Source organism: Paracoccus liaowanqingii (assembly GCF_004683865.2).
Classification (GTDB): domain Bacteria; phylum Pseudomonadota; class Alphaproteobacteria; order Rhodobacterales; family Rhodobacteraceae; genus Paracoccus; species Paracoccus liaowanqingii.
In genome coordinates this window covers 2,209,703-2,230,354 of record NZ_CP038439.1, presented here as the reverse complement: position 1 = coordinate 2,230,354, position 20,652 = coordinate 2,209,703, and the positions used below count along the sequence as shown (strand labels likewise).

General features: G+C 63.7%; 19 protein-coding genes. 5 read left to right on the top strand and 14 right to left on the bottom strand.

Annotated features, from left to right (window positions below; all coding sequences use genetic code 11):
• Positions 1-10: 10 nt before the first annotated feature.
• The 3 genes from E4191_RS10770 (at position 11) to E4191_RS10760 (ending at position 6,505) form a co-directional block, all read left to right on the top strand.
• Entirely contained in the window at positions 11-649 is a 639-nt protein-coding gene (locus E4191_RS10770) for a hypothetical protein (protein WP_135313413.1), read from the top strand.
• The gene (locus E4191_RS10765) at positions 646-2,223 is read left to right on the top strand and encodes a cupin-like domain-containing protein (RefSeq protein WP_135313412.1); all 1,578 of its coding nucleotides are present in this window, start codon (positions 646-648) and stop codon (positions 2,221-2,223) included. Before E4191_RS10770 ends, E4191_RS10765 begins: the two co-directional genes overlap by 4 nt.
• 148 nt (positions 2,224-2,371) lie before the next feature.
• Positions 2,372-6,505 carry a S8 family serine peptidase gene (locus tag E4191_RS10760; protein WP_135313411.1) on the top strand — a complete coding sequence of 1,378 codons (4,134 nt, stop codon included), beginning with the start codon at positions 2,372-2,374 and terminating at the stop codon, positions 6,503-6,505.
• Between the two features lie 644 nt (positions 6,506-7,149).
• Here E4191_RS10760 and E4191_RS10755 read toward each other — a convergent pair.
• The 12 genes from E4191_RS10755 to E4191_RS10700 all read right to left on the bottom strand — a co-directional run bounded on the left by E4191_RS10755 (position 7,150) and on the right by E4191_RS10700 (position 18,238).
• A complete protein-coding gene (locus E4191_RS10755; RefSeq protein ID WP_135313410.1) occupies positions 7,150-7,395 on the bottom strand; it encodes a hypothetical protein in 246 nt (81 codons plus the stop codon).
• 36 nt (positions 7,396-7,431) lie between these two features.
• Positions 7,432-9,177, bottom strand: coding sequence for a DUF2326 domain-containing protein (locus E4191_RS10750; protein WP_135313409.1), 1,746 nt, complete (start codon positions 9,175-9,177; stop codon positions 7,432-7,434).
• Positions 9,174-9,401: an ABC-three component system middle component 6 gene (locus tag E4191_RS24700; protein ID WP_135313408.1), complete on the bottom strand. Its 228-nt coding sequence runs from the start codon at positions 9,399-9,401 to the stop codon at positions 9,174-9,176. Before E4191_RS24700 ends, E4191_RS10750 begins: the two co-directional genes overlap by 4 nt.
• Positions 9,398-10,141: an ABC-three component system protein gene (locus E4191_RS10740; RefSeq protein ID WP_135313407.1), complete on the bottom strand. Its 744-nt coding sequence runs from the start codon at positions 10,139-10,141 to the stop codon at positions 9,398-9,400. Before E4191_RS10740 ends, E4191_RS24700 begins: the two co-directional genes overlap by 4 nt.
• Before the next feature lie 660 nt (positions 10,142-10,801).
• Complete coding sequence (locus E4191_RS10735) at positions 10,802-11,584, bottom strand: inositol monophosphatase family protein (protein ID WP_135313406.1); 783 nt, start codon at positions 11,582-11,584, stop codon at positions 10,802-10,804.
• An 18-nt stretch (positions 11,585-11,602) separates the two neighbouring features.
• Entirely contained in the window at positions 11,603-12,373 is a 771-nt protein-coding gene (locus E4191_RS10730; RefSeq protein ID WP_135313405.1) for a metallophosphoesterase, read from the bottom strand.
• Between the two features lie 10 nt (positions 12,374-12,383).
• Positions 12,384-13,184, bottom strand: coding sequence for a carbohydrate ABC transporter permease (locus tag E4191_RS10725; protein WP_135313404.1), 801 nt, complete (start codon positions 13,182-13,184; stop codon positions 12,384-12,386).
• Entirely contained in the window at positions 13,181-14,053 is an 873-nt protein-coding gene (locus tag E4191_RS10720; protein ID WP_135313403.1) for a carbohydrate ABC transporter permease, read from the bottom strand. Before E4191_RS10720 ends, E4191_RS10725 begins: the two co-directional genes overlap by 4 nt.
• 27 nt (positions 14,054-14,080) lie before the next feature.
• Positions 14,081-15,376 carry an ABC transporter substrate-binding protein gene (locus tag E4191_RS10715; protein WP_205965949.1) on the bottom strand — a complete coding sequence of 432 codons (1,296 nt, stop codon included), beginning with the start codon at positions 15,374-15,376 and terminating at the stop codon, positions 14,081-14,083.
• Between the two features lie 7 nt (positions 15,377-15,383).
• Entirely contained in the window at positions 15,384-16,433 is a 1,050-nt protein-coding gene (locus E4191_RS10710; protein ID WP_135313402.1) for an ABC transporter ATP-binding protein, read from the bottom strand.
• Positions 16,434-16,442: 9 nt separating this feature from the next.
• Positions 16,443-17,225 carry a DeoR/GlpR family DNA-binding transcription regulator gene (locus E4191_RS10705; protein WP_135313401.1) on the bottom strand — a complete coding sequence of 261 codons (783 nt, stop codon included), beginning with the start codon at positions 17,223-17,225 and terminating at the stop codon, positions 16,443-16,445.
• 335 nt (positions 17,226-17,560) lie between these two features.
• On the bottom strand, positions 17,561-18,238 hold the full coding sequence (locus E4191_RS10700; RefSeq protein ID WP_135313400.1) for a UPF0149 family protein: 678 nt from the start codon (positions 18,236-18,238) through the stop codon (positions 17,561-17,563).
• Positions 18,239-18,252: 14 nt separating this feature from the next.
• On the opposite strand from E4191_RS10700, the gene E4191_RS23775 reads away from it, so the two are divergent.
• The gene (locus E4191_RS23775; RefSeq protein ID WP_176562694.1) at positions 18,253-18,423 is read left to right on the top strand and encodes a hypothetical protein; all 171 of its coding nucleotides are present in this window, start codon (positions 18,253-18,255) and stop codon (positions 18,421-18,423) included.
• Between the two features lie 84 nt (positions 18,424-18,507).
• Positions 18,508-19,611 carry a zinc-binding dehydrogenase gene (locus E4191_RS10695; RefSeq protein WP_135313399.1) on the top strand — a complete coding sequence of 368 codons (1,104 nt, stop codon included), beginning with the start codon at positions 18,508-18,510 and terminating at the stop codon, positions 19,609-19,611.
• Positions 19,612-19,816: 205 nt separating this feature from the next.
• Here E4191_RS10695 and E4191_RS10690 read toward each other — a convergent pair whose 3' ends face one another.
• Both E4191_RS10690 and E4191_RS10685 read right to left on the bottom strand, forming a co-directional pair.
• Complete coding sequence (locus E4191_RS10690) at positions 19,817-20,125, bottom strand: hypothetical protein (protein WP_135313398.1); 309 nt, start codon at positions 20,123-20,125, stop codon at positions 19,817-19,819.
• Positions 20,126-20,281: 156 nt separating this feature from the next.
• Entirely contained in the window at positions 20,282-20,647 is a 366-nt protein-coding gene (locus tag E4191_RS10685; RefSeq protein ID WP_135313397.1) for a hypothetical protein, read from the bottom strand.
• Positions 20,648-20,652: the final 5 nt, after the last annotated feature.

The window sequence follows — 20,652 nt, the reverse complement described above, 5'->3', positions numbered from 1 at the left end:
GGAAGCGCCTATGTCGAGAAAGCTACTGCTGAAACGGCTCCGGGATAGGTTTGGCGACAAGGTCGAACTTTCCCGCAACCCGGAAATCATCGACGAGATCATCGCCTGGAGCAAGGCGTCCGATGAGCCTTCGACCGACCTAGAAACCGGTCCTTTCCGTGTGCCCTGGATGGACAGCCTAGTCGCACACTGGGTTTTCGCCAAGGAGCGTGAAACGGCCGTTAGGGCCGATTTCACCGACATTCTGATGGCAACGCTGGTGGAAGCGCGCTTTCGGGAGCGGCTCGCCGAGATTGCCGATATTGTCCGGGGCAATGAGCCTCCCGACGCGGGACCGCCTGAGCCCGGTACGCCCCCGGCCGGCCCCGAGCGCTTCTCTCCTCCAGACGGTGGCACGCCAGAGCTTGGAGTCCCGCCGGTCGGCCCCGCTCCACCCGTCGGCCCTGCTGTGTTTTCTCCGCCAGATGGCGGCCCGCCTGAGCCGGGCACGCCTCCGGCAGGTCCGACAGGCGGCTTCGGCGAGATCACCGAGAACCCCTGGATCCTCTACTGGTTTCTGTCGATCAGGGCACCCATGTTGCTGGATGTCGTTGACCTGCACATAGACCGGCGGCTCCAGCAAATCTCCGAGCGCGATTCACGACGATGAGCGAGGACGGCCACGGCGCGCCCATGTACAAGCTTTACCATGACGTTCTCGGGGCGGAGGCAAGCTCTGAGGTGCTTGCCTTTGCCCTGTCGCGTGTGTCGGCCTTCGAAGCGTCGAGGACGGTGGGGCGGGATCCGCGATTTGCGGACTGGCGGCGGTCCGTCGTGCTCTTCGCCGACAAGCTCAGGCCCGTCGCGCCTCTTATCGAGGGCGCAGTGCGGTCGCGTCTGCCCGAGGCACTCGCCGCGCTGGGCGTGGCGCCGTTCGGCGATCAACGCCTCGAACTCCAGCTGACGGCCCACGGCGACGGGCAGTACTACCACTGGCACACGGACAATGGCTCGCCTGCGACCCACACCCGGACCGTGACGTTCGTCTATTATTTCCACGCCGCGCCGCGCCGCTTTTCCGGCGGGGAACTGGTCATCCATGCGCCGACCGATCAGCGGATCATCATCGAACCGCGGAACGACAGCCTCGTGTTCTTCGCCTCGGGAACGCGGCACGAGGTGCTACCGGTGCGCTGTCCGGGCGGCGGTTTCGGCGACAGCCGCTTCACACTCAACGGCTGGATACACCGCCGCCCGGAGCGGCGGCCCGCCACCTACTTTGACGCCAAAGTTCTGGGCAAGCTCGCGCCGGTTGGCGCCTCGCGCTTGCGGTCGCAGGCGCTCGGACCCCCGCAGGACGCGTCGTCCGGGCCGCTACGGAGCGCGCCTGGCGCGGCTTCAGCGGCCGAGACGGCGATGGCGCTGGGCCTGCTCGACCTCTACGGGGCGCTCTGGCGCCGGTCGGACCCCGTCCGGCGCATCGATACGGTGGACGCTTTGTCCGGGTCGGACTTCTTCCAAAACTACTACCTTCGTCATCGGCCCGTCCTGATCCGCGGCGGGCTCGGCAGTGCCCGGTCGGTCCGGGCTTGGACGCCCGACGCGCTGGCCGAGCGCTTCGGATCCGAGCGCATAGAAATCACTGCGCGACGGGACTCCGACCCGGAGTACGAGATCAACTTCCGCGCCACGACCACGACAATCACACTGCGCGAATTGGTGGACCGGCTGCGCGCCGAACCGAAAAGCAACGACTTCTACTTGGTCGCGCGGAACGATTTCTTCCGCAACCCGGCGTTCCTGCCGCTGCGCCGCGAGATCGGCGCCCCAGCCGACATTGTCGACGCAGAGAGCCGGCTGCCAGGCTCGGTGAAGCTCTGGATCGGGCCGGCCGGTACAGTGACGCCGCTCCATTTCGATCTTCACTCGATCCTGTTCGCGCAGATGCATGGCAGAAAGCGCTTCTGGCTGATTCCGCCGTTCGATGCGCCAAAGCTCTATCTGCACCGCCGTTTCTACAGTGCAGTCAATCCCGAAGCGCCAGACCTCGCCCGCTTCCCGCGCTTTGCCGAGGCATGGGTGGCCGAAGTCGACGTTTTTCCTGAAGACCTATTGTTCCTGCCTGCGGGCTGGTTCCACGGGGTCCGGTCGCTCGACGTCAGCATATCCGCGACCTTCTCGAACTTCCGGGTGCCGGGCGGCAACCACCGGCTTCCTCTCGACCGCGCGGGGGGCTCCGTGTGAAGGGGCTACGAATCATTGTTCCAGGGACAAGGATAAGTTAGAAAAGAGAATTGATAAAGTTTTGTGCCCCTGATGGCGTGCACCAAGTATCTCAATTCGGCCAGTGCCGAGAGGACTGCGAGCAACTTTCTTTATCTTCCCTAAAGCCTTGATCGCCCCGGAGAACCAGACTGTGGTCGAAGCAATCCTGAACCTGCATGTAACGGATTACCGGGGCCGCCCGATCGACGGGGCGCGGATCATGGTCGGCGATGTAGTGGCAGAAGGCGACTCCAAGGGAAAAGCCGAGATCGCGCTCGACCGAGCACGAAAGGTCGAGGTGCGCGTCGAGGCCCGGAGCTTCGAGGCACAATCGCGACTCGTCTCGCGCCGCGACCTGCAGCGACTTCAGGTCTTCATGCTGGGCCGCCCGGGGATGCCCTATTATTTCCGTGGCACGGTCCGGGTGCCGTTCGAGCCGCTACCGGGCGTACTGGGCGTAATGACGAAGCCAGACGGCGCCGCGCAGGGCGCGCAGAAGGATCGCGGCCGCCGACCGGCCGCCTCCGCGAGAGACACCACGGCGCAACGCATTGGCGGACGCTCGATCCGCTCGGGCGGCAACTTCGAGCGCAGCGGCGTCACCATCGTCCAGCTTCCTGAGGATCAGGACGCCGTGGCCGAGGGCCTGCGCGCGCTCGAGGAAGACCCCGGCGTCGAAGCGGCAGGGGCCGTCGTCCGTTTGACCGACGAGAACGCGTCCTTTCTCACCACGTTGATCATCGCGAGGTTCGAAGAAGGCGTGGAAGAGGCCGAGGTCGAGCGTGTCGCCAAGCGCCACGGCCTTGCCGCCGAAGGCAGGTTCACTGCCCTCGGCAATGTTCACCGCCTGCGCTTCCCGGGGCCCGCCACCTACGCGGTCCTTGATGCGGCAAACGCCCTTGCCGGGGAACCCGAGGTCATCTACGCTGAGCCGAGCCTGGCATCGACCACCGAAGAAGACGCCATCGTCCCCACCGATTTCCTCTTTCCCGAGCAGTGGGACCATCAGATCATCAACACGCCCGACGCCTGGCAGGCACTGCGCGACATGGATCCCGCCCGGACCTTCGGGTCGGGCGACGTGGTTGTGGCTGTCGTCGACAGCGGCGTCGACCTCACGCACCCCGAGTTCACCGGGACGGTGCCGGGTGGCGCGGCAAAGCAGGTCGCGATGTTCGATTTTGCGAGAATGGCCGCCGACATGAACAATCTGGGTGGCGATCATGGCACCTGCTGCGCCAGCGCCGCCGTCGCAAACGTGAACAACGCATCGGCTGTGGTCGGCGTCAACGAGGGCGTGGCTGGCGTCGCCGGTGCCAGCCGACTGATCGCCATCCGCAGCGGAGGGACCGAGGCGCGTTTCGCCGAGATGTACCTCTGGGCTGCGGGTTTCGATGCCGGCAGCACGACCGCAGGCTTTCCCGCGCAACTCGCGCGGGGCGCGGATGTCATCACCAACAGCTTCGGCTTCAGCGTGAACACCCCGATTTCGGGTCTGATGAGCGACACGTTCGACCGGCTGACGGATGATGGCCGCGGCGGCCGCGGAGTCCTGCTCTACTTCTCTGCGGGCAACCAGAACGTCGATCTCGACGCCACGTTCCGCAGGCCCTGGAGCATGTACGAGCGCTGCTTCGGCGTTGCCGCCTCGACGCTGGGCAACGACGGCATGACCGAGATCAAGGCTGCCTACAGCAACTTCGGCTCGACCGTCGACTGGTGCGCGCCGAGCAACGACAACGAGGGCCGCCACAATCCCCCGGGTGTCTTCGGCGCGCATACCGCCACGATCCGGGCAGCGCCGGAAGGGGACGCGATCTGTGGCGTGCCCGCACAACAGACGACGCTCGCCGCCGCGGCCACAGCCGGCGCGACAGTGCTGACCCTTGCCAATGCGGCCGGATTCGGGGTCGGGCAGGCGGTCGTCGCGGGCGCTCTTGGTGGCGGCGTGGCCTCCGGCCGCCGGATTACGGCCGTCAACGCGGGGATGAACCAGATCACGCTCGATTCGGGCCTCGGGGACGCCCTGCCGCTCGGTGCGCCGGTTGCGGCCGGCCCCCGGCAATACCGCACGGACTTCGGCGGCACCTCCTATGCCACGCCTGTCTCGGCCGGCGTTGGTGCGCTGATCATCTCGGCCAATCCCGAGCTTACATGGCAGCAGGTGCGCGATCTTTGCCGCTCGACGGCCGTCAAGATCGACGCCAACAACACGAACGCCGTCGGCCGCTGGCGCGACGTCAACGGCCGCATATCGACCGATCCCGGCTATCTCGGCGCGAATTTCTCCGAGTTTTTTGGCTTTGGCCGACTCGACGCCGCCGCTGCGGTCCGCGACGCGGGATGGCGGATCGCGTTGACGACGCCCGCGCTGAACTTCAACGACATTCCCGAGGGCGAAACGACAGTCCGCGCGGTCCGCTTCGACGTCCAGAGCCTCTGGCCGGTCAGCTTCGAGATCGTGGCCCTGCCCGGCGCACCGTTCACCACGCCGCTCGGGATCAAGTTCGTCTCGCCCGGCACGCCAAGTTCGTCCGCCGTGCGCGAGGTAATCCTCTGGCTTGGCTACACCGGCACGACGGCCGGCGACGTGCACGCCGGCAGCGTTACCGTCCGCTGCCTGCAGACCGGTCGCCAGTGGATCATCCCGATCACCGCGAACACCGTCGTGCGCCAGTCCGCCTGTGTGATGCTGTGCCTCGACCGCTCCGGCAGCATGCTGTCGCCGTCGGGCATCGGCGCTGCCAACCGCATCGACGTGCTGCGCTTCTCGGCCGAGATCATGATCGACGTCGTGCACGAGGGCGACGGAGTCGGCATTGTCTCGTTCGATCACGATCCCTTTGACCTGCGCGTGCCGCTGCTTGGTCCGCTCGGCCCTGTCACCGTCTTCGACATACAGCGCGACCAGTTGCGCAGCGACATCTCGACCTTCGCGCCAAACCCCCTCGGTTTCACCGCCATCGGTGACGGCGTGGAACGTGCGCAGACGCGACTGGCGCCGGTTGCAGGTTACGGCACCAAGTCGGTCGTCGTATTCACCGACGGCAAGGAGACAGACGCCAAGTACATCAGCGACGTCGCCGGGAGCATCACCGACCGTGTCTTCGCGGTCGCGCTCGGACGGGCCGAGAACGTCCAGCCGACGGCGTTGACCGCGCTCACCAACGGCACCGGCGGCTTCTGCATGCTCACCGGCGCGCTGGACATCAACAGCCGCTACAAACTTGCGAAGTACTTCTTGCAGGTTCTCGCCGGCGTGAAGAACGAGGACGTGGTGCGCGACCCTGACGGCCTGCTCGGCCCCGGTCAGGTCCACGACATCGACTTCCATCTCGCGGAGACCGACATCGCCACGGATGTGATCCTGATGACGCCGGCGCGCGGGTCGATCGACATGACGCTCGTGACACCGGCGGGGGACGTGATCGATCAGGCAGCTGCGGCCGCGATGCCGGGCGGCCTCTACTTTGACGGCCGCAACGTCAGCTACTATCGGCTGACGCTACCCGCGCCCGTCGGAGCCGGGGCACGCGAGGGTCGATGGACGGCGCGCCTTCAGCTTTCCAAGCGCGGACACTACGGCGCGTTCACCCACTTCCAGGAGAAGAGCGCGGCCGCCGTCGCCGCCTCGCGATCGGGCGCGCCCTACAGCCTGCTTGTGCACAGTTACTCCAACCTGCGGATGGCGACGACGCTGTCGCAAACCGGCTTCGCGCCGGGCGCGACCCTAGTGTTGCGTGCGCGGCTCACGGAGTACGGCATACCGGTCGAGCGCCGTGCGCAGGTTAGCGCGCGCGTCGTCGACCCCGACGGGGCCGAGACCACCGTCCTTCTCGCCGAGACCGCTCCGGGCCTCTTCGATATCGGCCTTCCAGCGCCGCTGCCGGGCAGCTACGACATCCGCGTGACCGCTCGCGGCAAGACCCTGCGGGGCCGCGCCTTCACTCGGGAGGCAGTCCGCACCGGAGCGGTCTGGATCGGCGGCGACCGGCCGCCGCCATCCTCGGACGGAAATGGCGGAAACGGTGGGAAGGATGCCTTCTGCGACTTTCTCGGCTGCCTCCTGTCGAGCCGCGTGGTACGTCCGGAGCTGCGCGAGCGGCTGCGTGCCGTTGGCATCGACCTTGATGCACTGCGCAAATGTGTGGGTGGCATCTGCGAGAACACAGAGCAAGCCGAGGCACAGTCGCGCCTCGCCAACCTCGACCCGATGCTCTTCGAGAGCCTGCGGGCGATGTTCGCGGGTCGGGGAACCTAGCGCGACTTCACCGCCATGATGACGCTCCGCTGCCCCGTGGGACGGCAGTTGCAAGCCGGGCCGCTTCTCGGGCGCGGATACAATTGCACACACGAGCGGAAGCCGACCCTGCCATGCTCGATGTCCCTTGCGAGACGGTTTTCGCGGGGTCTCCGGGCCATAGCACGACGGTCGTGAGTCCGATCCTGGAGGCAGAAGCGCGCGCACCTCATGCGGGGTTCTGGTAAGGACGTGCTGCCGCAAGATCGCATTTCCGTTGCGCGTACTTCTACCCTTACAGGTAGAGAAGGTTCGATGTCAGGCCTGATCGCACCACCAATTGTCCTAAACAAACTAGTCTCCGCTTCAGGCTGCGACAGAAATTTCTTTTTATTTTCTAGGTTTATACGTGGGAAGCCGAGTACCAACTGCGGCGCATATATGCCTCAGTTTGTTCTCTACTACCCTTATTTCTCTTGAGCTGATGACTGCGCTGAAACGGTGAACAGCTTGCAAGTCGCTGTGTTCGTGATAAATTTTCTGGGTCGATGTAGAGTTGGATCTGAGGGCCTTCTGAGGCTGAAGGATCTGTGATCGAACCGCATTCGTTCAGTGCAACTTCGGTAGATGGCAGGCAGCCGCTTCTTGGCGGCGTGATTTCAGCATCACGCCTGCGCATCATGCAGATCTACCCGCCGCGATCTGGAAGAGGGAACGTTTGCAAAACTAGCGTCAACACGAAAGGCAAATAGCCGACCGATGGGCGTGCCGTAGGGCTGTTGGAGCGGCAAGGCAAAACGGATATTCGTCGGGGAAGTTGCAGAACAGGCGCCCCAACCGTCACCAAGGGCGGAAAGCAATTGCTCGCTGCGTGATAGCAGAACGACCGCGATGCGCAGGGAGCGGACCATGACCTTTATCCCCATCGATCAGACTACAGGCGGCTCCTAATAGCGGATGCCCAACAGGCTGCCGCTCGGGTCGGTGTCGGTCAGCCGCAGACGGACCAAGGATTCGAAGTCGAAATCAGCTGAGAAATCCTTGGCTGGCACCATGTCAGTGTTGAGTGTGCAGATATACTGGAAGCCATATTGTGTTGCCATCGTACCAGCTAGCTCGAGGGCGTGGGCTCGTTGGCGCGGATCAACGCCATCGAAAATGGTGCTGTCGTGGATAAGGAAATCTATACCCAAGCCGCGCTCGCGCGCGAAGGAGATCAGCGTCAGATCGTAGCAAAAAATTTTCATCTTGCTGATGCCCTCGCTCGGACTGCCGGCAATCTCAACGTCAAATTTGTAGCCGGTATCGCCAATGTCGATGACAAGTCGCCCGGGTGCTTTATAGAGGCTTTCCGAGAATTCTGAGAACAGGCCGAGCGCCTTCGACCAGATCTCGCGCCGCTCCTCATAATCGCGTGTCGTCGCACGTTTCAGCTCGACGGTCTCAACCTTGATCGTATCGGCTTTGGTCGTCATCTGCCGCAACTGAGTAATGCGGTTGGTCAACTTGTCGATCTTGAGCCGACTGGCGGCATGAAGGTCCTGTAGCTGTGTCAACTCTTCCAACGCACCTTGACCTGCGAGTGTTGCAAGATAATTAGCGCGCCGGGTTGTCAGCACTACAACCTTCGTTTCGCGCTCGGCGATAGCACCTTCAAGGGCCGCGACCTCGCTTGCGATGAAGTCGCGCCGGTTGGAGGTAATCTTGGAATTAAAGTTACGTGCATCGCTTAGGGTTTTTACAACCGCCCCGGGCAAGACGATGCCTGCTTCCGCATAAAGCGCTTCGAGGCGTGTGTCGGTTGGCATGTCTTCACCAGAAAGCGATTCGCGATATCGGTCGAGCCGGCGCTTGTCTACGATGTTCGAATTAATCATCTCGTGGATCTCTGCGGTAAGGCCGTTTGCCTGTGCCTCGATCTCCCGATATTGTGGCAGGACGCGGAAAGTGGACAGGGCCTCCCGCTCGCGCTCAAGCTGGTTCGACAGGCGCACCCTTTCCGCTTCCAGCTCACCGAGCGAGGCCAGCTCACCGTCGACGGCTCCGGTCTTAATCGCCTGCTTAAGCGCAGCCAAGGCCTTCTTTTGGTCTTTAAGCTGCTGCCAGATTGCCGCTTTTTTCCAGTCTAGGCCAAGCAAAAACGCATTGTGTATTTGGATGTCCCAAGTGTTCTGATTGTCGAAATATTTGAACGGCGTATTGTAGGCTGCTGCTTGGTTGCGCACGAAATAGGAAAGGAGAGACCGCGTCGAAGGCTTGTAGACCGCGTTGACTGCCAGTTCGCCAATCCCAAAAAAGGCCCAGCCGAGCACGGCGCGCCATTTCTTGGCATCAAGACCGGACAGGCCTTCCTTGTTGAGCTCCGGTGTGACCGGCCAGTGAGCGGTCTGCCCTTCGATCTCGAAGAATCCCGGAGCGTCGGTCGCGCGCGTGACCGCAACGTCTTCGCCAGCGATGGTGAGTTCGAGGGTGAAGGCCCAACCTTCCAGGGCTTCGACGCGGAGACCCGTATTGGGGGAGGTGTTGTTGCCGAGGCAAAAATCGACGATTTCAATAAAGGTTGACTTGCCGAGCGCGTTAGTCGTGTCCTTGTCGCCTGCCGTCTTCGATCGGTCGGCGAGAATGAGGTTCACGCCAGGTCGAAGGGTGACAGTGTGAAAGCCTCTTTTATTGGCGCGAATTGACCGGATCATGGTGCGGCCTTTACGATCAAGCCATTCTCAATATCGATGGCTCCGACCATGTAAAGGAGGTTTGCAGCGAGCACGAAACGTTCAAACGTCCCTACGTTAGGTTCGGAACGCAGTCGTTCCCAGAGGCCGGAGACTGTCATTGGCTCCTGTAGATTAGATAGCACGGTTGCGCCCACGCCAAGCAAGGCTTCATTCTGTGAAATGTGTTTAGTCGGCAGGATCATTTTTCGAAAACGTCACAAATTTCAAACAGGTAGACCAGCACCGCAATACCCGCTGTCCTGTCCGCCTGCTTACGCAATCCACGCTGCGCGAATGCGCACATGAGTTCGAATAGCTCGTCGCCTTTATATCCTTCTTTGCGCTGCCCGAAATACTCTTCTAGGAAGCCAGCCTTGAGACGCTCGGGAAAGTCGGAATCGAGCTGTGCTTCCGCCTCGACATAGGCGGCGACCGTATCGCGAGACATCATGCCTGCGGCGATGATATTACGTGCGCCGTTGGAAAGGGCGTTCTTTTTGATCTTCTCTTCGGGTGCAGTGAGGTCGAATGAACCGTTTGTCGCAGGTGGTTGGTTGGAAACCCATGCCACAGCGTTTTGTAGTTCGGGGAAAGCGACGTCGGCAAAGGCCAGCTCCATGGCCTGCCTAACCTGCATCTCATGCTTGGTTTTGATTTCGAGCAGCTTTACCGTTGTCCAGTCTGCGGGAACCTTGTCAATTATCGTGTGATCATCAGTGCAGAGATAAAGGAGATTGTCGATATGGTCGCGCTCCACATCTGTCATATCAGCTTCGTAGCGCGCGGCCTTTGGCTTCTCACCTTTGATATGAGCGGCTTCCCCGACATATGTGTCGTCGCCAGTCGGTGAGTTATAGGTCAGGTGCCTCGCGCATTTCGGCATGGCGCAGACACCCCCGCTCCGGAAGGCGAGGATGATTTTGGTTGGATAGCTAGCAGCCACAACCGCCGCCTATCTGCGCTCGTGGATGCTTCGCGTGCCGGGGCCGCCACAAGAGCTTCGCAGCCAAATCAAATCCCCTTAGCTTCGAAATAACTTGAAAAAATCGACAGGTAATTGTCCGCGAACTTCTTAAAACTTTAGACAATTGGTTCCTGATACTAAGGGAGTTCTGAAGCGCCATTTTTAATCTGTGCGATGCGATCTTCATTTTCACTCGGGCATTTCCAGCTAACAGATCCTGCACCAGAGGGAAAGTCTGACGAGGCTTGCACCGCCAATGCGCTTGTTACAAGCTCTAGCGGCCGGACGGCATCACAGGTGGGTTTCAGACGCTGGCGGGCGAAAGTACATCCCAGAGGGTGGAACCCACCAGACACGGATGCCCATCCTACCAAACAGGCGGTTTGCCGCTTCGCGGAGGTTGCTTGAACCCCTAGAGGTTGTCAATCCGCGGGCGAGGTGGACCCCCCGTCGGCTGCATGAATTGCTATTCTCTGCCTTCGGGAACTCGGCCGCGCGACCAAGGAGGAAGATGTTTGGCAACTGAGGGCCGAAAACCCGCTTCCCGCTGTCGGGCCGGGTGCCTGAATACATCCACTAGAGGTGGTGCATCAACTGTCCTGAACGGTGCAAAGCATCGTTAGCAACAATGAACGTTCTTCAATGGGTCGGGACGGCGTGCTTGCTGATCAATGGCCGGCAGGCGTCAACCAGCTCAGGTTTCCCGATCACAAAGCGTAGCTTTTCAGTCAATGGTGTCGAAGCCCAGTCCAACGTCGAGACTGCGCCAAGTGCCACCAGGACCGGCCAAGCGGCCATCACGTCCCACGCGCTTTCGCCGTAGCCTACATGGCCGTCGACCTCGCCCAAGGCGACCTCGATGAGCGAGATCGTCGAGGCATTGCAGCAACGGAACATGATCCCGGCGTCTTCGGTCAGAAAGCGCAGCATCTCGATACGCTCGGAGGCCGGGATGGCGCGGCCCAGACCCACGCCCACGGCCGCGCGGTCGGGAAGGTATGGGGAGAGGGGCGGCAGGGGCGCGCCATTGAGCAGCGGCGCATGGCCCGCGCCTCCGGTCAGGGTCAGGCCGAGGGCCGGGGCATAGATGATGCCCAGCACCGGCTGCCCGTCCTGCCACAGCCCGATCGAGACCGCCCATTGCCGCCCGCCGCGCACGAAATTGAACGTGCCGTCGATCGGATCGACGACCCAGATGCGCCCCGAGATGCCGGGGGTCAGGCCGTCCTCTTCCCCGAGGATGCCATCCTCTGGAAAGGCAGCGTGCAGACGGTCGGTGATCAGCGCCTCCACCGCGCGATCCGCCACGGTGACCAGGTCCAGCGGGCCTTTTTTGCTGATCGCAGTGTCTGCCAGCTGCCTGAAATGGGTCAGGGCCAGATCGCCGGCCTCATGCGCCAGGGGGGTCAGGATGTCGAACATGGCACGGGGCCTCGCAGGTCAAAGGTCGGGAAAGCGATGATGGACGACATGGCCGCCGGCGTCATCCAGAAGATGGACGGCATATTGGAAGGGCTCGGTCACGGTGGGCGGCTCGTCCGGGGCGCCCAGGTCCAGGGCGAACTGGAATGCAGTGCTGGTCGCCGCCCAAACCATCGAATGACCGAACCGCGCCGTGAACGGGCGATGCAGATGACCGCAGAGGATGGTGGCGGGAAGGGTTTCCGTATCCAGCAGATCGCCCAGATCGCCCGCGCCCTCAATCAGGATGGGGCCGTCCAGTCGGCCCATTCCTGCGGCGCAGGGCGGGTGGTGCAGGGCAACGAGCGTATGGCCGTCGAAGGGCCGGGCCAACTGGCACTCCAGCCAGTCGATCTGCGGGGGCAGCAGGCGTCCCCCAACCTCTCCGGGCGACAGGCTGTCCAGCGCGAAGACGCGGACGTGATCCTGCTGCCAGGCATGAAACAGCAGGTCCGGATTGGCATAGGGGCGGTCGGGGACGCAGCCGCGCAGCAGGGCGCGGTCGTCATGGTTGCCGGGGACGATCAGGAAGGGGACCGTCAGCCCCGCCAGCACATCGGCCAGCACCGTATATTCCTCGGGCCGCGCGTCGTTGACGGTGTCGCCGGTGATGACGACCAGATCGAGGTCGGGGAAGGCCGACAGGTCTGCCATGAGCGCGCGGGCGCGGGTGACCGCATCTGGCCGGGTCAGGCCGGCTGTCCCCGGCGCGTCGGTGATGTGCAGATCGGAGATATGGGCGAGACGCATGGGGAGTCCTTCAGCGGATGCCGGCGCGCATGAAACTCTGCACGAACTGGCGTTGGAAGATCAGGAAGGCCACTAGCAGGGGCGCGACCGACAGCAGGGTGGCGGCGGTGATGGTGGGCCAATCGATGCCCTGCTCGACGGTCGAGAAGACCTGCAGGCCGACGGTGATCGGGCGCGTGGTGACCGAATTGGTGATGATCAGCGGCCAGAGGAAGTTGTTCCAGTGATAGGCGACCATGACCAGGCCGTAGGCCAGGTAGGTGGGCCGGGCCAGTGGCACATAGACCCGCCACAGGACCTGCAGGGGCCCGGCTCCCTCCATCCGGGCAGCCTCGTCCAGTTCCTTGGGCACGCTCTTGAAGGCCTGGCGGAACAGGAAGATGCCAAACGCCGAGGCGAGGTAGGGCAGGGCGATGGCCGGGATCGTGTCCAGAAGCCCCAGATCCGAGATGGTGGCATAGTTCCGGACCAGCAGCACCTCGGGCATGACCATCATCTGGATCAGCACCAGCATGAACAGCCATTCCGATCCGCGAAAGGGAAAGACCGCGAAGGCATAGGCCGCCAGCGTGCAGATCACGAACTGGCTGATGACGACAAAGACCACCAGCAGCACGGTGTTCAGGAAGTACCGGTCGAAGGGCACGGCGTTCCAGACGCGGACGAAGTTCTCCAGCGTCAGGGGGGCGAACAGCTCGAACCTTGCGGCATAGGCGGGCGGATGGATCGCGGTCCAGATCGCATAGACCAGCGGCAGGATCCAGATGAGCGCCAGCGCCCATGCGATCAGGTTCAGGGTGACGCGGTTCATCGGTAATGGATCCTTTTGTCAAGGACGCCGAACTGCACCAGCGCGATCAATGCCAGCACCGCCAGCAGCGCCACGCTGAGCGCTGCGGCATAGCCCGTGTCCCAATAGCTGAAGGCCACCTGATAGATGTAGTGCAGCAGCAGCTGGGTCGAATTGTTGGGCCCGCCGCGCGTCAGGGCGATGACATGATCGACCAACCGGAAGGCCTCGATCACCGCATTGATCAGGATGAACAGCGTGGTGGGCATCAGCAGCGGCAGGATGACCCGGCGCAGTCTTTGGGCGGGGCTTGCGCCCTCCAGCGCCGCGGCCTCCAGCAGGCTGGGCGGGATCTGCTGCAGGGCGGCCAGATAGAAGATCATGAAGAACCCCGCCAGCTTCCACACGGTGATGACGATCAGCGCCCAAAGCGCGGTTCCCGGCATCCCTAGCAGGTTGTTGCCTCCCATTCCAAACAGCCCGAGGATCTGGTCGATCAGTCCGTAATCGGGCGCATAGAAGAACATCCAAATATTGGCGACGGCGATCATCGGCAGGATCGTAGGCGTGAAAAAGGCCAGCCGCACGAAGGCCCGCCCGCCGATCCGGGCATTGACCAGCAGCGCCATGGCCAACGCCAGCCCCATCGAGGCCGGGATGATCACCCCGGCATAGATCAGGTTGTTGACGAAGGCCTGCCGGAAGATCGGATCGGCAACCATTGTCTGAAAATGGCCGGCGCCCACCCATTCGGCCGGGCGCCGCCCTCGCGGTGTCGAGTGGAAACTGTCGATCAGCGTGGCGACCGTGGGGTAGAAGGTGAAGGCCACCAGCAGCACGGCGGCAGGCGCCAGCAGCAGCCACGCGATCCGGGCGTTGCGCGATATCATCGGTGTCTCCCCACGGTCATCTCAGGATCAGTCGCGATAGACCGACAGGATCCGCTCGGCCTCGGCCTGGGCTGCGGTCAGGGCAGCCTCGGGCGTCTGCTGGCCGGTCAGTGCGGCCTGCAGGGCGGCGTTCAGCACCTCGTTGACCCGCTGCCCCTCATAGGTCGAGATCTCGGGGACCGAGACGGCGATCTGGCGGCGCGCCACATCGGCCTGCGGCACTTCGGTGACATAGTCCTGCAGCGCCTGCGTGTCCCACGACCCGTCACGGGGCGCGACATAGCCGGTCTGGATGCCCCAGTCCGCCAGCAGCTCGTCCGAGGTCATGAACTTGATGAACTGGAACGCCGCCGCCTTCTCCTCGTCCGAGGCATCGGCGAAGATATACATGTTGCCGCCACCCAGAACCGAGGCGGGATCGGGATTGCCCGGATAGGCCGCGACGCCGAAATCGAAGGGCGCGTTGTCGCGGATGTTGGTCAGGTTGCCGGTGGTGGTCCAGGCCATTGCCAGGCGGCCCTCCATGAAGTCCGACGGCGTGGTGCCCCATTCCAGCACGCCGGGCGGGTGGATGGCATGTTCGGCCCCAAGCGAAACCCAGTATTCCAGCGCCCCGATCACCTCGGGGCTGTCGAAGAAGGTGTGCAGCCCGTCCTCGCTGGACAGCTGGCCACCGTTCTGCGCAACCAGCGCGCCGAACAGCCAATGCGCTGCATTCGAACTGCCGGGAATGCCCAGACCCCATTGCGTGACATTGCCGGCATCGTCGCGGATCGTCAGCGCCTTTCCATGCTCGACCATCTCCTCCCAGGTCACCGGGGGAGTCTCCGGGTCCAGGCCTGCGGCGGCGTAGGCTTCCTTGTTGTAATACATCACGGCGGTCGAGCGCTGGAAGGGTGCGCCCCAGACATGGCCGTCCAGCCGGGCCGAGGCCAGATAGGCGGGCATGAAGCCGTCCAGCCAGGCCTGATCCTCGGGCGTTGCGATCTGCTCGTCCAGGGGCGCGATCACCTCGGCATCGATCAGCGTGAAGATGTCGGTGGCCAGCATCACCGCGACCGTGGGCGGCGTACCCGACCGCGCGGCGGTCAGGGCCCGGGTGGTCGTGTCGGTATAGCTGCCCGAATAGATCGCCTCGACCGAGATGTCGGGGTTCTGCGCCTCGAATTCGGCGACATAGCCATCGACCACCTCGGTCAGCGGGCCGCCGACCTGCACGGGGTAGAAGAAGGTGATCTCGGTCTGCGCGAAGGCGGGCGACAGGGCGGCAAGGCTCAGGGCGGCGCTGCCCAGCAGGGCGCGCGTCAGGGATATCCGGGTCATGATGTCCTCAGGCTGTTTGAAACGATGTCCGTGAGTGGTGGGCTGCCGCATCGCGCCGCAGCCCGGTGGTGGCGTCGAAGAGATGCAGCGCGTCCGCGCCCCATCCCAGATGCACGGTCGCGCCCGGCCCGATGGCGGGGCGGCCCTGCAGACGCACCGCAAGATGCGGTCCGCCGATATCGACGGAGAGGATGCTGTCCGCTCCGAAATATTCGACCTGTGCGACACGCCCTGGCAGACCGTGATCGGCCAGCGTGATGTCCTCGGGGCGCAGGCCCGCCAGCATGTCCTGGGGCAGATGCGCCCCCGCCGCGCCCAGATCGGCCACGGTCACCACGTTCATCGGCGGCGCGCCGATGAAGCGGGCGACGAAGCTGCTGGCCGGGCGGGAATAGAGCGCTTCGGGCGTATCGAACTGTTCCAGCCGCCCGTCGCGCAGCAGGGCCACGCGGTCGGCCATGCTCATCGCCTCGGTCTGGTCATGGGTGACGAAGATCATGGTCAGGCCAAGACGGCGCTGCAGGGCACGGATCTCGGCCCGCATCTCGGCCCGCAGCGAGGCGTCCAGGTTCGACAGCGGTTCGTCCAGCAGGCAGATCGGCGCCTGCGCGATCAGCGCCCGGCCAAGCGCCACCCGCTGCTGCTGGCCCCCGGACAGTTGCGAGGGGCGACGGTCCAACAGCTTGTCCAGCCCCAGCAGCGGCGCGACGCGGGCCAGCTTCTCGGCCTGCGCGCGACGGCCTTCGCCCCGGACCGACAGGCCGAAGGTGATGTTCTGCCCCACCGTCAGGTGCGGGAACAGCGCATAGGATTGAAACACCATCGAGATGCCGCGCTGCGCCGGGGGCGTGGCGGTGATGTCGCGCCCGTCCAGTCGGATGGCGCCGGATGTGGGCGCCTCAAGCCCCGCGATCAGGCGCAGGGTCGTCGACTTGCCGCAGCCGGATGGGCCCAGCAGGGCGATGAACTCGCCCTCGCGCACCTCCAGGGACACATCGCGCAGGACTTGGGTGTCCCCCCAGGATTTGGTCAGCGCATCAAGCGTCAGGATGGGCATGGGGCGTCCTCAGGCAAAGATGAACTTGCGCGCCAGCGCGTCGGGGATGTCGCCCAGACAGTCGCGGCAGGCGGTGTCGGTGACGATGCGATCGACGGCGGACAGGGGCGCGATCACCGACAGCGCGCTGCGGGTGAACTTGGAATGATCGGCCACCACGATCACCTCTTGCGCGATCTCGATCATCGCGCGCTGCGCTTCCGCCAGGGCCGGATGCGAGATGGCGATCTGTCCGCGCGTCAGATCCACCGCCGAGACCGACAGGAACAGCTTGTCGACATTGAACCGCCGGATCGTCTCGGCCGCCAGCGCGCCGGTCAGACTGTGGTTGAAGTGGTGATACTCGCCTCCGGTGACGAAAAGGCGCTCAGCGCCGGCGCCTGACAGGCAGGCGGCGATATCGGTGCCATTCGTCACGAAGGTCAGCCCCAGGCGGCGCGAGAGCTGGCTGGCCACCTGCAGCACCGTGGTGCCCGCATCCAGAAAGACCGCATCACCATCCGCCACCAGATCCGCCGCGACCTTGCCGATCCGTGCCTTGTCGGCAGCATTGCGAGACAGGCGTTCGCTGTTGGTGAAATCGCGGGTGATCTGCGCCAGCGGCATGGCACCGCCATGGGTGCGCCGGATCAGCCCCCGCGCCTCGAGATCCACCAGATCACGCCGCACGGTCGCTTCAGACACACCCAGATAAGCTGAAAGATCCAGCGTCTGTGCATAGCTGCACGACTCCAGCCGCTCCATCAGTCGCGACTGGCGGCCCGACGCGACCCCTGTTCCCTGATCTGACATCTGCAATATTCCGACGCGGTTATTTCAGCAGCCGGAATGACATCCGGGTGTGACATCCGAATGACTGAAATCGATCGTTTGCGTGAAACCACGCATCGGCACCGCCGAGCTGAATAGTGCAGGCAGGAAAGCAGGGTCACCGGACATGTGGGGCCGTAACTGAACCATAGGACTGGATGGAAAGGGCAGCACTGACATCAAGTTTGACGAGGAAATGCAAATCCACCAGACGTTCAGTTCAGCCCTCGCTCCCGCCCAGTATTGGGTTCAAGAAAATCTGGCTAGGTGCCGCTCTCGCAGATTGCGGCTGTGCGAAATGCACCCCACGGTGCTTTTCAGTTCTTCCCGCAGCACTGCTTGTACTTGCGACCTGAACCACAGGGACAAGGGTCATTGCGACCAGGGCGCTTGCTTCTGACAGGAGGGTGGGAAAGGTTGTCGGCCTTCATGACAAGCTCTGGACGCGACATCCGCAGGATCGCCGCAACGCAGCTCGGGATCAGGTCGGGGGCCTGCAGGTCGATGTCATCGATCTCCTCCTCGGTGAACGTGCTGGTCCCCTCGTTGATGTCCTGCAGGGCCATCAAGAAGATCAGCGACGATTTGGCCTCTTCGTCGGCCTGCTCGATGAGCGCCTGCCATGCCTCCGGGCGCAAACGCAGCGCACGGGTGAACCCGTCGACCCACGGCTCCCACAGCGTCTCGTCGCTGTTCGGGTCGACCTCGTAGATCGGCTCGATCCAGGGGGTCTTTGCCATGTCTGAGGCGACTGCGCTGTAATGGGCCATGACCGCTGAGATGGTTGCTCCGGCCGTGGCCAGATCAGGGAACGCCGCGTCACCCGTTTCTCCCCACACAATGGGGAGCCAGTCCGACGGGGGCACGAGGTCGGGACAGGCAAGGATGCCGGTCACATAGCCGTCGAGTTCGCTGACTGTCATCGGAAGGCTTTCCCGCGGCAAAGCCGCCAGCAGGTCGTCGAGATGATCAAGGTCCTGGTCCGAACGGCTCACGGCGGGTCTCCCTCATGGCGAGGATCTGGATATCCATCCGGGCGCTAGATCGCAATCCGGCTGCGGTGCCGGTACTCTGGTCGTTCTCGACGAACGGCTCAATCATCATTTTGCGCTATTGGGCACGACGTGATGCCAAGGGGCTGGCGCTGGTAACCGCCCGCATCGAAACCAGGGCCGTTTGAACGCGGCGGCGCCAGTCTGTTTGCAATGGTTGAACTGGGTTTACGCGTAAGACAAGATCGGCACCAAAGCCATCGGAGGAACCTATGGATCGCGAGAACCTGGAGCTGAGATCGACCATCAGTGCGGATGGCGCGCTGCGGCTACATCTGGAGCCGGCCGTCCTGCCCGAACCCGGACCGGGGCAGCTGCTGGTGCGGGTCGAGGCGGCGCCGATCAATCCGTCCGATCTCGGGCTGATGTTCGGGCCAGCCGACATGAAGAGTTTGGCGCAGGATGGCCAGGCGCTGACCGCCCGCATTCCCGATGGCGCCATGCCTGCGATGCAGGCCCGGATCGGCCAGTCGCTGCCGGTCGGCAACGAGGGGGCAGGGACCGTCATCGAGGCGGGGCCGGACCAGAAGCACCTGCTCGGCAGGCGGGTCGCGATGCTGGGCGGCGCCATGTATGCCCGCCTGCGCCTGATCGAGGCAAAGGACTGCCTGGTCCTGCCCGAGGGCGCGTCCGCCGAGGAGGGCGCGGCGCTCTTCGTCAACCCGCTCACCGCGCTGGGCTTCGTGGAGACGATGCGTGCCGAGGGGCACAAGGCGATCGTCCACGCCCCCGCGGCCTCCAATCTCGGGCAGATGCTGGTGCGGATCTGCAAGGCCGACGGCATCGGGCTGGTCAACATCGTCCGCAGCCCGGAGCAGGTCGCCATGCTCCGGGAGCTGGGTGCGACGCATGTCGTCGACAGCAGCACGGACAGCTTTCTCGACGATCTGACCGAGGCGATCGCCGCCACCGGCGCCACGCTCTCCTTCGATGCCATCGGCGGCGGCGAGATGACCAGCACCATCCTGAATGCTATGGAGGCGGTCGCCGCGCGCAGCATGACCGGCTATGACCGCTACGGTTCGTCCGTGCTGAAGCAGGGCTACATCTACGGGTCGCTGGACACCGGTCCTTCGGTCCTGCGCCGCGGCTTCGGTTTCAGCTGGCGCGTCGGAGGCTGGCTGCTGTTCCACGCCCTGCAGCGCTTGGACCCGGCAACTGTTGAGCGGATGCGGCAGCGCGTTCTGGCGGAGATGACCACGACCTTTGCCAGTCACTACACCGCCCGCATCACCCTCGAGCAGGCGCTGCAGCTGGAAACGGTGGCGGCCTACATGCGCAAGTCGACAGGGGCCAAGTATCTGCTGACCCCCTGAGAGAAGGCTGACACCCACGATGGGCGTGCTCCATCCAGTGGGCAGCAGTTCTCCGTGCGGCGCATTGGATAGGCGAGATCCAGCAAAGCCGCGCCGGGAGGCGTAGCTTTACCGTAAGTTTGATCAGGCCCTGCCGCTTTACTCGGCCACGTCGCGCGGCAGGGCAGCGACCAATCCGGCAGGTCTATGCATCCCGGCGCAAAACTCAGGCCGGTGGCACTTGCCTGCGGTCTTGGACAAAGGTTGTCCCATACCCCTTGATCGCCAGCTGATCGCCCTTCCGGACAAGCCATCCGGCCTTCACGAGCCGGGAGACATCCTTCTGTGCCTTCCGCTCGTTCATGTCCGGGGCAGCGGCCAGAAGCATGACTGCCGTCTCGTACGCGATCTCGCCGTTGTCCTCGGCATCGGCGATCAGGTGCAGCAGGCAGCCGACAAGATGGCCGCCGAGGTCCCGTGCCATTTCTTGCAAGACCTCCCTTTCTATCCAAAGATGACCTTCGTCCTTGTTCATTGTCATTCTCCTGTTTGATGTAGCTGGGATATCCACGAGGCGGACCGGTATCGCTCGCCCGTGAGGGCGTTGCCGATCCTCCTCGAAGATCGTGGGACGCCTGCGCGGGAGTTCACCCTCCGTCAGGCGGTATGGGGGGATACGGTGGGCTCGCAGCTATCGCGGGGCTGAAGCCCAGTGCGACCGCTGGGCCGCCCAGTCCGCTGGAAACGGCTCCAGCATCCGTGGCAGGGTCAGTTCAGGGCCGTGCCTGCCGTCGAGGATAGTCTCGACGATGTCCGGGGCGAGCAGCGTGAGGCGCAGCACGCGGGTCATGTAAGAATGGGCGATGCTCTCGGACCCGGCCAGGTCACCGATGGTGGCGAAGTCGCCGTTTTCCAGCATGCGCTTCCAGCGGTAGGCGCGGCCCAGCGCCTTGACCAGCGCACTGTCGCTGCGGCGATGCTGGGGTGCCCCCTCCGGCAGCAAGATTTCCTTGCGTCCGCCACGCTTCACCACGCGGAAGGGCACATGCAGGGTCATGGCCT